The organism is Caldicellulosiruptor changbaiensis (genome assembly GCF_003999255.1).
In the GTDB taxonomy this organism is placed as follows: domain Bacteria; phylum Bacillota; class Thermoanaerobacteria; order Caldicellulosiruptorales; family Caldicellulosiruptoraceae; genus Caldicellulosiruptor; species Caldicellulosiruptor changbaiensis.
Map to the genome: position 1 here is coordinate 1,856,227 of NZ_CP034791.1, position 12,593 is coordinate 1,868,819.

Here is a 12,593-nt window from a genome sequence, read left to right on the forward strand (position 1 = left end):
TTAAAATAGCACCTCTACTCTTTAGTATGATTACTTTTATCGAATTTAATCACTTGATAATATTACCAATAATACCCCATCTTCTACCTCAACAATTGCTTCATCTTCTATAATAACATTTGATACACCATAGGGATTGCCAAATTCCATGCTACCATCTTTTAGTTGATAATACAAACCTTTAGTTGAGATACCTTTTACTGTTTTTGTATATGGTAGCAAAGATAGAATATGTCCTTTTTTTCCTTCTATTTTTATCTTGTCTTTTGTCATTGTAATGATATTATTATTATCAACAATAAGACCTTTTATATTGCGTTCAAGTAGATAATATAAAAGTGTGATGTTTGCCAGCACATGGTCAATCCTTCTTCCTGTGCAAGAAAGCATCACTATCTCATCAAAACCTCTTTCAACTAAGTACTCAACCGCAATCTGGGTATCAGTTTTGTCTTTTTCACGTGGAAATTCCATAATTTTTACATTTCTACACCTAAAATATTCCAAAACATCTTTGTCAACAGAGTCAAAGTCGCCTAATATCAAGTCTGGCAAAAAACCATAGTTGTATGCAACATTCGCGCCGCCGTCACAGCAAATAACAAAATTTGCCGTTTTTAAATATTCTTCATAAAAAGCCTTATCTTCCACACTGCCGTTTGATATAATAATCGCTCTCATCTCAATATCCCTTTCCATATTTTTCCAAATTTTAGAAGAAACTTAGCTGGCTTGTCTGAGGTAAATCCTTTAAAACCTTGTACTGTGTCAATATCTCAATTACCTGTTTATTTAGTTTTGCTCTTCTCTGAAGGTCATCAATGGACAAAAATTTTCCTTCCTTTCTTGCCTCAACAATATTTCGTGCAGCAGCAATTCCAACGTTCGGCAAGGCATTAAATGGAATCAAAAGTCCCCCATCTTTTATTATAAACTTTTCTGCATCTGATTCGTTCAAATCAACAGGATAAAACTTAAGACCTCTTGCTAACATCTCATTTGCTATCTCAAGCACTGTCAGAAGGTTTTTGTCCTTTTGAGATAGGGTATTCATTCTATTCTCCATGTCTCTTATCTTTTGTCTTATGAACTCTCTTCCCTTTAATATGGTTGCATAATCAAAGTCATCTGCTCTGACTGTGAAGTATGTTGCATAGAAAGCTTCTTTATAATGAACCTTAAAGTAGGCAATCCTAAATGCCATCATGACATAAGCAGCAGCGTGAGCCTTTGGAAACATGTATGTGATTTTCTTACAGCTTTCTATATACCACTCTGGCACACCGTAGCTTCTCAAAAGCTCTTCGTCTTCTGGTTTTAAACCCTTCCCTTTTCGAACATCCTCCATTATTCTAAAACTGTCTTTCGGCGGAACACCTTTTTGAATAAGGTATAGCATTATGTCATCACGAGTGGAGATTACCTCTTTTAACGTTGCAATGCCGTTTCTGACAAGGTCCTGTGCGTTATTTGTCCACACATTTGTTCCATGGGAAAGCCCTGATATTCTAACAAGCTCAGCAAACGACTTTGGTTTTGTCTCTATCAGCATCTGTCTTACAAATCTTGTCCCAAATTCTGGTATGCCAAAAGTCCCAACTTCACAGTCAATATCCTCAGGAGAAATTCCAAGCGCTTCTGTACTTGTAAAGATTGACAAAGTGGCTTTGTCATCAAGTGGGATTGATCGCGGGTCAACTCCCGTTAAGTCCTGAAGCATTCTTATAACTGTAGGGTCGTCATGACCAAGTATATCAAGCTTTAATAATCTTCCAGAGATTGCATGATAGTCAAAGTGGGTTGTAATTACACTTTTGTCCTCGCTATCTGCAGGATGCTGAATTGGTGTAAAGTCGAAAATCTCTTTGTCTTTTGGAACAATCATAAGCCCACCTGGGTGCTGGCCTGTTGTACGTTTAACACCTGTGCAGCCCTGCGAAAGTCTTAAAACCTCTGCCGGGTGCAAGCTCAGTCCTTTTTCCTCTGCATACTTTGTAACAAACCCATGTGCAGTCTTTTCAGCAACAGTTGAGATTGTACCTGCTCTGAAAACATAACCCTGTCCAAAAAGATCTTCTGTGAACTTATGTGCAATGGGCTGATACTCACCTGAGAAGTTCAAATCTATATCAGGTTCTTTGTCACCATCAAAACCTAAAAAAGTCTCAAATGGTATATCATGTCCGTCTTTTCTAAGTTTTGTACCACACCTTGGACAGTCTTTGTCCTCAAGGTCATAACCACAGCCAACTGTTCCATCTGTCACAAACTCAGAATACTTACAGTTTGGACAAACATAGTGCGGTGGCAGTGGATTTACCTCTGTAATTCCACACATCGTAGCAACAAGTGATGAACCAACAGAACCACGTGAACCAACCAAGTATCCATCTGACAACGACTTTGACACAAGCTTTTGCGCAATCAAATACATCACAGCAAACCCATTTTTTATGATAGAATTTAGCTCTTTTTCAAGTCTCTGCTTAACAATCTCCGGAAGCGGTTCTCCATATATCTCATGAGCTCTTTTCATTGTCATGTTGTAAATCTCTTCTTCAGCGCCTTCAATCTTTGGCGGGAATGTCTCATCAGGTATTGGTTTTACATCCTCTATCATATCAGCAATTTTGTTGGTGTTCTCAACAACAACCTCATAGGCTGCTTCTTTGCCAAGGTATTCAAACTCTTTTAACATCTCATCAGTTGTCCTAAAGTACAAGTAAGGATCATTTTCTACATCATTATATCCCTGGTTGTGCTTTAGAATTTGCCGCAAGATTCTCTGATGAGGATGGCAATAATGTGCATCAGATGTTGCAACAACTAACTTGTTCACTTTTTTCCCAAGTTGATATATCTTTTTGTTGATTTGTCTGAGCTGCTCTTCATCTTTTAAATATCCTTCTCTAATCAAAAAAGAGTTATTCTCAACAGGCATAATCTCAAGAAAATCGTAAAGTGATGCTATCTTCTCAAGCTCCTCATCGCTTTTCCCTTCCATAATCGCCCTGAAAATTTCTCCTGACTCACATGCGCTTCCTAAAATAAGACCATCTTTCAGCTGTATTAAGACACTTTTGGGAATTCTTGGACGTTTATAAAAATACTCAAGATGAGAATATGAAACAAGCTTATAGAGGTTCTTGAGCCCCTGCTGATTTTTTACAAGTATTGTGGCATGGTAGCTATGCGATTTCAAATCTGCTTTTGTATTTGTCTCAATAGCATTAAGTTCTTTTAAATACTTATATCCTCGACTTTTTAATTTTTCAATCAGGCTTATAAAGATTTTTGCAGTAGTTTCAGCGTCAGAGTCTGCTCTGTGATGATGTTTAAGTTCAATATTTAGAAATTCTGCCACTTTGTTTAACTTATGCGAAGACAAATCTGTAAGCACCCTTCTTGAAAGCTCTAATGTATCTATATATGTATAGTCAAAGATAAGACCACATTCTTGATAAGATCTCTTCAAAAATCCAATGTCAAATTGTGCATTGTGTGCAACCAAAATGGCCCCACTGCAGAACTTCTCAAATTCCAGTATAGCATCTGAAAGCTTTGGAGCACTATCTACCATATTCTGGTAAATGCCTGTTAGTTCAGATATTCTAATAGGAATCTTTCCTTCTGGGTCCACAAATGTTGAAAATCTATCAACAATCTCGCCGTTTTCTATCTTCACAGCTCCAATCTCAATTATCCTGTCTTTTTGGTTGTCAAAACCTGTTGTCTCAATATCAACAACTACGAAAGTAGTGTCTAAGCTCTGGTTTTCTTTCGGATTATATACAACAGGTACACCGTCGTCAATCAGATAGCATTCCATTCCATATATAACCTTAACACCTTCACTTTTACTCACTTCCTGGGCTTCTGGGAATGCTTGTACAACACCATGGTCAGTAATTGCAATTGCCCTGTGTCCCCACTTTGCAGCAGTCTTTATAAGCTCTTCTGCTGAACACACAGCATCCATAGTAGACATCTTTGTGTGGGCGTGAAGTTCTACCCTTTTTACCTCAGCTGTGTCAAGCCTTTCAGGTTTCACAGCTCTGTTTACATTCTTAGCGTTTACAACAATTGCCTTTTCGAACTCATCAAACTCAACGTTTCCTTCAACTTTTATATAATCTCCCACAGAAATTGAAGTTGGGATATTGTCTTTTTTGGCAACAATTTTGACATAAGTAGAGGTGTTGTAGTCTGTGACATACAGTTTGTAAACGAGTATATTCTGGTTTTTTGTCTCTTTTATCTCAATATTGAAAACTTCACCCTCAATTATACACTTGCTGCCTACCTTTATTAAAGAAATAGGAGTTATTTCTTCTTTTTCGTTAATTCTTTTGCCAAAGATGACATCTGGATCTTGCTGAATATCTTTTTTATCGGCTTCTTTCGCTTCCTTTTCCTTTCTCTTCTCTTCAGACTCTTTCAAATAGCTTTCAATTTCACTATCAAAGTCAAAGTGAATATAAAAGTCTTTAATCCTAAACTCAACATCACACTTGCAGCCAAACTCTTCACTTAAAATATTCTTGACAAGCACATCTAACCTTCTTTCAAGCATTATGTCTCTAATCCCATTAGGAACTAAAAATACGAGCTTGTCATCTTCTAAAGTAATCTCGCACTCTTTCAAGAATGCTTTGAGCCCATTGCATTTTTTTGATATCTTATAGACCAAAAACCATTTGTGTTTCTGTAAAAGTTCTTTTATATTCGCAACCTTGTTATTCAGAAGTTTAACCTCTACATCTTCGCAAATATCCAAGGAATTTTTGAATCTACTTTCAAGTTCAATTAAATTTATTTCATCTAACCCCTCAATATCATCAATGTATATTTTCAGACACTTATTCGCTTTGTCAAACTCAACCTTGACAGGTTTGAGTGGTAAATAAGCTACCTCACTCATGCCTCATCCCTACTTTTTTTGAGATTGACGTATCCTTTAATTATTTCTCTATACATCTTCATTCTGTGCTGAGCACCTTTGAAAAATCCCAGCTTTTCCTCTTTCATAACATGGGAAACATGTGGCAGTTCAACTGTCAAAACTCTTAAGTTCAGTTTTTTTGCATATTCTGTCAAGATAATCTCAATTGCATAGCCCAAATCTTTAATGTCTTTTCTTGATTCTAATATCTTATCAAAAACCCATCTTTTTATTGATCTTTGACCAGACAAAAAGGGTGAAATCTTCTGAGCTAAATCTGTAGAAAACCTGCCTTCAGAAAATATCCCTATTGTCATATCAGCTTTATCTTCTAAAACAGGTAAAATAAGGTTTTGAACATCTTCAACCTTGAGATTTATAAGGTCAGCATCAAGCATTAAAACTATGTCACTTTGAGTATTTTCAACACCGTAGAAGATCGCATAGCTTTTACCCATATTTTGGTAAAGTTTCAAAACATGTGCGCCCTTTTCTTTTGCAACCTCTGCTGTCTTGTCCTCAGAGCCATCGTCTATCACATAAATTTCATCAACAAGCTTGCATTTTTTCACAACCTCTATAACCGACCCTATCCTTTTTTCTTCATTGTACGCAGGAATCAAACAAACAACTTTATTATTCATCATTTCACCTCATGTTTTATCAAAGAGAATAAATCTCTCGTATCAGCTCATCAACAAGATCATCTTCTTTTACCTTCTTTACAATCTTTCCTTTTTTAAACAAAAGTCCTTCTCCAATGCCGCAGGCAATTCCAATATCAGCTTCTTTTGCCTCACCAGGACCGTTTACTGCACAGCCCATTATTGCAATGCTAATGTCTAAATCCAAATTTCCAATTCTCTTTTCAACCTCATTTGCAATCTTGATTAAATCTACGTTACACCTTGCGCAAGTTGGGCATGAGATTATATTTACACCCTTTTTTAATTTTAACCCCTTTAGAATCTCTTTTGCAACAGTTACCTCTTTTTCAGGATCATCGGTAAGAGACACCCTTATTGTGTCTCCAATACCTTGAAGAAGCAGATGGCCAATTGCAATACTTGACTTTACACACCCTGCAATAAATGTCCCTGCTTCTGTAAGCCCAACGTGAAGTGGATAGCTTGTCCTTCTTGACAAAATTTCATAGCTTTTGATAGTTGTCAAAACGTCAGATGACTTTACAGATATTACAATATTGTCAAACTCAAAACTTTCCAAAAGCCTTACCTGGCTGAGGGCTGCCTCAACAATTGCTTCAGGCGTTGGTGACTTGTATTTTTCCAATATCTCTTTTGGGAGAGAGCCTGAGTTTGCCCCAACTCTGATAGGAATACCATACCTTTTGGCTTCATCAACTATTTTCTTTACCTTTTCAGGTCCTCCAATATTACCAGGGTTAATCCTTATCTTATCAGCTCCATTGTAAATAGCTTCAAGTGCAAGTTTATAATCAAAATGAATATCAGCAACAATCGGAATATGAATCTTAGCCTTGATTTTTTCAATAGCTTTTGCACTTTCCATATCAGGTATTGCAACTCTTATTATTTCGCAGCCCAAACTTTCAAGTCTGAGTATCTGCTCAACTGTCTTTTCAACATCTTTTGTCTTTGTATTTGTCATTGACTGAATCCTAATTGGCTCACCGCCACCAATATAAAGATTGCCTATCTTTATTTTTTTTGTCAAACATGTCACCTTCCGGGCATTATGATGTTTTTGATATCATTGAAAGTGACAATTACAAGTAGTAAAAGGAGCAGCACAAACCCAATTGTATGAATCAGCGCTTCCTTTTCCCTGTTAAATGGCCTTCCCACTACTGCTTCGTATAAATAAAACACAAGTCTGCTTCCGTCAAGCGCAGGGAACGGAATGAGGTTTATAACACCAAGGTTTACTGAAATGAGCTGCATAAGCCACAAAATGTTTAAAAGCCCGCTTATAAAGTTTTGCTTAAACCCAGCATTTGCCGCCTGCCCAATTGCTTTTACTATTCCAACAGGTCCCATTACCTCAGACCCAGATACCTTGCCCGACAATATTAAAACAACTCCATAAATAGTCTCCTTAATCTCAGCATATGTGGCAAATATGCTATAATAGACGCTATTTAAAAAATTCTTCTGTGAAATTTTGGGTGATATACCTATTCGCTTTGACTTTGTATTAGGATCATATTTTGGAGTAACAAAGAAACTGTATTCCTGACCATCTCTTAAAACTTTAACTTCAAGAGGTTTGTCTTTGTAGAGCATATTATGAACTGCTAAATAGAAGCTTACCTGGTCCCATACAAATACACGATTGCCATCAAGTTCAATTATTCTATCTCCTGGTTTTATTCCTACTTGATATGCAGGCATAGTAGGCTCAACTTTACCAATTATATTTGTTCCAAAACCAACAAAATAGCCTATACCCATCATGATGACAATTGCAAGGACAAAATTCATCAATGGACCCATTAACACCATCAAAATTCTCTTATGAACTTTTGCTTTATTTAGTGCACGTGGATGGTCTACTTCCTGGTCCTCACCAAGAGGTCTTACATAGCCGCCTATTAAAAAAGCTCTTACAGAATATTCTGTCTCTTTACCTTTGATGCTAAAAATCTTTGGACCAAACCCAATGGCAAACTCTTCTACAAGTACTCTTGATAATTTGCAAACAATAAAATGACCAAATTCATGAATAAGTATCACAATTGTGAGGACAATTAAAGCTATCAAAAGATTTATCAAGACATCTCACCTTCCACTATTTTTTTGAGTTCCATCCTTGCTATTTTATCAACCTCTAAGATGTCCTCAATTGAATTGATTTGTTGTGGCCTGTGGTTCTCAACAACCTTTGCTACATAATTCATCATATCAACAAATGTTATCTTCCCCTCCAAGAAAAATTTAACTGCTTCTTCGTCAGCCGCATTTAAAACAACTGGATAACTTTCCCCTTTTTGTGCACAATCATATGCGAGCTTGAGCAAAAAGAATGTCTCAAAATCAGGCTCTTCAAATGTAAGCTGCTTTAATTTGCTAAAGTCAAGAGGCTCTATTAAACAGATACCCCTTTTGGGATATGTTAAACTGTATTCAATTGGAAGTCGCATATCTGGATTTGAAATCTGAGCTTTTACAGATCCATCAACAAACTCCACCATTGAATGTATAATACTTTGGGGATGTATTACAACATCAATCTCATCAGTTTTTTTGTCAAAGAAAAACATTGCTTCAATAACTTCAAAACCCTTGTTAATTAGCGTTGCAGAATCAACTGTTATTTTTTTCCCCATTCTCCATGTAGGATGCGAAAGCACATCTTCTATTTTGACATTTTTTAGTTGGTCTAATTTTTTACCTCTAAATGGTCCGCCTGAGGCTGTCAATATTATTCTTCTGACATCCTTTTTATCCTCACCCACAAGACACTGAAAGATTGCACTGTGCTCTGAGTCAACAGGAATTAAAACATAGTCTTGGTAGATACTTGATTTATCCTTGATTATCTCTTTTATGATTTTTCCGCCAACAACAAGTGTCTCTTTGTTAGCAAGTGCAACCTTTTTACCTGCTTTTATTGCTTCAATGGTTGGAACTAACCCCGATATTCCCACTAATGCGTTTACAATAAGGTCAGCATTTTCATAAGTTGCAAGCTCAATCAGTCCTTTTTGACCTGCTACAACTATCTTGTCAGGAAATTGCTCTTTTAAAATAGAATAATTCCTATCATCACCTATGCAAAGAATCTCAGGATTCAGCTCTTTTGCTTGTGATATAAGCATTCCAATATTCTGATATGCAGAAAGTCCTACCACATTTATTCCTAACCTTTTTGCAACATCTATTGCTTGACGTCCAATTGAACCAGTTGACCCTAAGATGCAAATCCTTTTTGTCATATCCTTCGCTCCTTTAAAAAGTAGTATCAAAATATTCCTATCTTAGCAAGAAGATATATTACTGGTGCAACCATTATCAAGCTGTCAAACCTATCAAGAACACCACCATGTCCCGGTAAAATATAGCCAAAGTCTTTTTTGTTCTGCTCTCTTTTTAGCATAGAAGCAAACAAATCACCCGTGTGAGCAATAACAGAAAGACTCCCACCTGCAATCAAACCAGTTATAAAAACTTTAAAGTCAAACTTCGCGTAGCACAAAATACTTAAATAAAACCAAACGGCAATTATACCACCAATCATCCCACCAATAAATCCTTCTAAGCTCTTTTTGGGACTTATACTGCTCCACATTCTTCGTTTGCCAAATGTTATACCAATAAAATACGCAAAAGTATCAGTTGCCCAGCATACAAGATAAGGAAGCCAAATAAGTTTTTTGCCATTTTCAAAATTATAAAGGGAAACCAAAAAGAAAATAGGTAATACCACGTATATGAAGGAAAAAATAGAATATACTATGCTCTTTGCTGCAACCTCATTTTTGAAACTCTCTATAAACGCAAATAAAAACAGAGTAATGAAGAGTATAAAAGTCTTCTGCGAAAAATCAACTGGAATTATAAAAAAAATAATGCTCGCAAGCATGCTCAGATACATCATGTACTTTTCAATTTTATAAACTGACAAAAATTCATAAATCCCAACCACTGCGACAACAATTCCAAAAACTTTGAGTGGAATACCACCTAAGATATTTACTGCAGCAACTAAAGCTATACCCCAAATAGCTGTAATTATCCTTTGTTTCATAATCTTTCCTCCACAAGCTATTTTACACCACCAAATCTTCTTTCTCTCTTCTGATAGTCTTCAATAGCCTTTAAAAGATGTTCCTTTCTAAAGTCTGGCCAAAGCACATTTGAAAACCAAAACTCGGTATAAGATATCTGCCACAAAAGAAAATTAGAGACCCTCATCTCGCCACTTGGTCGAATCAAAAGGTCAGGATCAGGAATATCCTTTGTATAAAGATAGTTTCTAAAAAGCTCTTCATTAACAGCTTCGATATCAATTTTACCACTCTTGATATCCAAAGCCAAATTTTTTGCTGCATTTACAATCTCGCTTCTACCCCCATAGTTCAAAGCTATAACCACACAAAGTCCTGTTTTGTCTTTTGTCCTCTCCTCGGCACTTATAATTCTCTCTTGAATATCCTTATCAAGCTTTGAAATATCTCCTATTACCCTGATTTTTATTTGCGTTTTATTGATGAGATTCTCTATCTCTGTGTCAAAAAACTCTCGAAGAAGATTCATAAGATTTTCAACCTCATCCTTCGGCCTTTTCCAATTCTCTGTCGAAAAAGCATACACAGTAAGATATTTTAAACCAATTTCATCAGCAAACAAGACTATCTCTTTCAACTTTTGCGCACCGAATCTGTGACCAGCTGAACGTGGCAGTCCTCTTTTTTTTGCCCACCTACCATTACCATCCATGATAATTGCAATGTGTCTTGGCATTTTTTCTTTGTCAATTGAAATCTTCTTCTTTTTAAAAAAATCAAACATCTTTTTTAAAAGCCCTCTCTTTCTCTTTTTGCAAAACTCTTTTTGATCTAAAAAAATAACGGGGATTTTGAAAAACCCCGCCAAATATCTTTTTAAACTTATACCTCCATTATCTCCTTTTCCTTTGCACTTAAAAGCTTTTCAATCTGTTCTATGTATTTGTCGTGAAGCTTTTGTACATCCTCCTCAGCGTCTTTCAGGTCATCCTCTGTAATCTCATTGTTTTTCTTCATCTTCTTGTACTCATCAATCGCCTCTCTTCTAATGTTTCTGATTGCAACCTTTGCGTCTTCTGCCATCTTTTTGACCTGTTTTACAAGCTCTTTTCGTCTCTCTTCAGTAAGTTCAGGGAATATAAGCCTTATTACCTTACCGTCGTTTGCCGGATTTACGCCAAGGTCTGCCTTCTGAATTGCCTTTTCAATTTCTTTGAGCATTCTTGCTTCCCACGGCTGGATGACAATCATTCTCGCCTCTGGTACAGTAATGCTCGCAAGCTGAGGAATTGGAGTAGGAACACCATAGTAGTCTACCATAACCTTGTCCAAGATATGAGGATTTGCTCTTCCTGCTCTGACTGTTGCAAACTCTTCTTTTAAAGTTTCAATTGCCTTTTTCATTTTTTCTTCAGCAATTTGAATAGGCTCTGGCATATCACCTTTCCTCCTTTACATTTACTAATGTGCCAATGTTCTCACCCATCACGGCCTTGATGATGTTCCCCTTTGCAAGTTCAAATACCACAATTGGAATTTGATTATCCATGCACATAGATGTAGCTGTTGAGTCCATTACCTCAAGTCGCTGATTGATGACATCTAAGTAGGTTATAAAGTCGTACTTTTTAGCATTTGGATTTTTCTTGGGGTCACTATCATAAACACCATCAACTTTTTTAGCAAGAAGTATTGCCTCAGCATCAATTTCAGCAGCTCTCAGTGCTGCTGCAGTGTCTGTTGAAAAGAAAGGATTACCTGTTCCACATGCAAAAATTACAACCCTGCCCTTTTCTAAGTGCCTGATTGCACGTCGTCTGATATACGGTTCTGCAATCTGCCTCATCTCGATTGCACTCTGGACCCTTGTAGGTATTCCTCTTTTTTCAAGGATGCTCTGAAGTGCAAGTGAATTAATAACAGTCGCAAGCATTCCCATGTAGTCAGCTGTTGCCCTGTCAATATGCTCAGCACTTCTTCCCCTGAAGAAGTTGCCACCACCAACAACTATGGCAACCTCAACACCAAGCTCTCTTACTTTTGCTATTTCTTCAGCAATAGATTCAACAACCTCCCAATCAATTCCAAAACCCTTTTCTCCTCCCAATGCTTCCCCACTTAATTTTAATATTACCCTTTTGTACTTTGGTTCAACCATTTTTTATCTTCTCCTTCTCCATGATAATATTTTACAAATAAAAGCACATCTTTATCAAGAGTTTTTGCTCAAAAAAAGGGAACACCACTTTAAAAAATAGTGTTCCCTTCCCTTGCTATTATTTAAAAATTAGCAAGAAGCAGCCTTCTCAATTCCCTCTCCTCTTTCAAATCTTGCAAATCTTCTTATGACAATGTTTTCTCCAATCTTTGCTATCTTCTCTGCAAGCAAATCCTTTATTTTCATGTCAGGGTTTTTAATCCAAGGCTGCTCAAGCAAACATACCTCCTCAAAGAACTTTTCAAGTCTTCCTTCAATAATTCTGTCAACAACATTTTCAGGCTTTCCTTCGTTTAGTGCCTGCTGTCTTAATATCGCCTTTTCTTTTTCGATAACCTCCTGTGGAATTTCCTCTCGTGAAACATACTTAGGATTTGCAGCTGCAATCTGCATTGCAATATCCTTTGCAAATTGTCTAAATTCTTCATTTCTTGCAACAAAGTCTGTCTCACAGTTGATTTCAACCAAAACACCAATTCGGCCATTGCCATGGATATAGCTTTCTACAATGCCTTCTGCAGCAACTCTTGAAGCCCTCTTTGCTGCCTTTGCAAGACCTCTCTCTCTTAAAAGCTCAATTGCCTTTTCCATATCGCCATTGGCATCTTCTAATGCCTTTTTGCAGTCCATCATTCCAGCACCAGTTTTTTCTCTTAGCTCTTTTACCATTTCAGCGCTAATCATATCAAAAATCCCTCCTAAAAGTTATACTAAAGGAACAA

General features: G+C 36.8%; 11 protein-coding genes. All 11 read right to left on the reverse strand.

Features of this window, described 5'->3' with window-relative positions; genetic code table 11:
- Nucleotides 1-45 precede the first annotated feature (45 nt).
- The 11 genes from ELD05_RS09225 to tsf all read right to left on the reverse strand — a co-directional run bounded on the left by ELD05_RS09225 (nt 46) and on the right by tsf (nt 12,555).
- The gene (locus ELD05_RS09225) at nt 46-681 is read right to left on the reverse strand and encodes a thiamine diphosphokinase (RefSeq protein ID WP_127352190.1); all 636 of its coding nucleotides are present in this window, start codon (nt 679-681) and stop codon (nt 46-48) included.
- Between the two features lie 31 nt (nt 682-712).
- A complete protein-coding gene (locus ELD05_RS09230) occupies nt 713-4,921 on the reverse strand; it encodes a PolC-type DNA polymerase III (RefSeq protein ID WP_127352191.1) in 4,209 nt (1,402 codons plus the stop codon).
- The gene (locus ELD05_RS09235; protein WP_127352192.1) at nt 4,918-5,586 is read right to left on the reverse strand and encodes a glycosyltransferase family 2 protein; all 669 of its coding nucleotides are present in this window, start codon (nt 5,584-5,586) and stop codon (nt 4,918-4,920) included. Before ELD05_RS09235 ends, ELD05_RS09230 begins: the two co-directional genes overlap by 4 nt.
- Before the next feature lie 19 nt (nt 5,587-5,605).
- Nucleotides 5,606-6,649 carry a flavodoxin-dependent (E)-4-hydroxy-3-methylbut-2-enyl-diphosphate synthase gene (gene ispG / locus ELD05_RS09240; protein WP_127352193.1) on the reverse strand — a complete coding sequence of 348 codons (1,044 nt, stop codon included), beginning with the start codon at nt 6,647-6,649 and terminating at the stop codon, nt 5,606-5,608.
- A complete protein-coding gene (gene rseP, locus ELD05_RS09245; protein ID WP_241243459.1) occupies nt 6,646-7,698 on the reverse strand; it encodes an RIP metalloprotease RseP in 1,053 nt (350 codons plus the stop codon). The genes ispG and rseP overlap by 4 nt, the downstream gene beginning before the upstream one ends.
- Nucleotides 7,695-8,861, reverse strand: coding sequence for a 1-deoxy-D-xylulose-5-phosphate reductoisomerase (locus ELD05_RS09250; RefSeq protein ID WP_127352194.1), 1,167 nt, complete (start codon nt 8,859-8,861; stop codon nt 7,695-7,697). The genes rseP and ELD05_RS09250 overlap by 4 nt, the downstream gene beginning before the upstream one ends.
- Nucleotides 8,862-8,887: 26 nt before the next feature.
- Nucleotides 8,888-9,673 carry a phosphatidate cytidylyltransferase gene (locus tag ELD05_RS09255; protein WP_127352195.1) on the reverse strand — a complete coding sequence of 262 codons (786 nt, stop codon included), beginning with the start codon at nt 9,671-9,673 and terminating at the stop codon, nt 8,888-8,890.
- A gap of 17 nt (nt 9,674-9,690) precedes the next feature.
- On the reverse strand, nt 9,691-10,437 hold the full coding sequence (locus tag ELD05_RS09260; protein WP_127352196.1) for an isoprenyl transferase: 747 nt from the start codon (nt 10,435-10,437) through the stop codon (nt 9,691-9,693).
- A gap of 98 nt (nt 10,438-10,535) precedes the next feature.
- On the reverse strand, nt 10,536-11,090 hold the full coding sequence (gene frr, locus ELD05_RS09265; RefSeq protein WP_011917860.1) for a ribosome recycling factor: 555 nt from the start codon (nt 11,088-11,090) through the stop codon (nt 10,536-10,538).
- A gap of 1 nt (nt 11,091) precedes the next feature.
- Entirely contained in the window at nt 11,092-11,811 is a 720-nt protein-coding gene (gene pyrH, locus ELD05_RS09270) for a UMP kinase (RefSeq protein WP_127352197.1), read from the reverse strand.
- Nucleotides 11,812-11,940: 129 nt separating this feature from the next.
- Nucleotides 11,941-12,555, reverse strand: coding sequence for a translation elongation factor Ts (gene tsf / locus ELD05_RS09275; protein WP_127352198.1), 615 nt, complete (start codon nt 12,553-12,555; stop codon nt 11,941-11,943).
- Nucleotides 12,556-12,593: the final 38 nt, after the last annotated feature.

What these genes read in the sequence shown, in the direction of transcription:
- ELD05_RS09225 (WP_127352190.1), bottom strand. Translation starts at nt 681, where the DNA reads ATGAGAGCGATTATTATATCAAACGGCAGTGTGGAAGATAAGGCTTTT.
- ELD05_RS09230 (WP_127352191.1), bottom strand. Translation starts at nt 4,921, where the DNA reads ATGAGTGAGGTAGCTTATTTACCACTCAAACCTGTCAAGGTTGAGTTT.
- ELD05_RS09235 (WP_127352192.1), bottom strand. Translation starts at nt 5,586, where the DNA reads ATGAATAATAAAGTTGTTTGTTTGATTCCTGCGTACAATGAAGAAAAA.
- ELD05_RS09250 (WP_127352194.1), bottom strand. Translation starts at nt 8,861, where the DNA reads ATGACAAAAAGGATTTGCATCTTAGGGTCAACTGGTTCAATTGGACGT.
- ELD05_RS09255 (WP_127352195.1), bottom strand. Translation starts at nt 9,673, where the DNA reads ATGAAACAAAGGATAATTACAGCTATTTGGGGTATAGCTTTAGTTGCT.
- ELD05_RS09260 (WP_127352196.1), bottom strand. Translation starts at nt 10,437, where the DNA reads ATGTTTGATTTTTTTAAAAAGAAGAAGATTTCAATTGACAAAGAAAAA.
- frr (WP_011917860.1), bottom strand. Translation starts at nt 11,090, where the DNA reads ATGCCAGAGCCTATTCAAATTGCTGAAGAAAAAATGAAAAAGGCAATT.
- pyrH (WP_127352197.1), bottom strand. Translation starts at nt 11,811, where the DNA reads ATGGTTGAACCAAAGTACAAAAGGGTAATATTAAAATTAAGTGGGGAA.
- tsf (WP_127352198.1), bottom strand. Translation starts at nt 12,555, where the DNA reads ATGATTAGCGCTGAAATGGTAAAAGAGCTAAGAGAAAAAACTGGTGCT.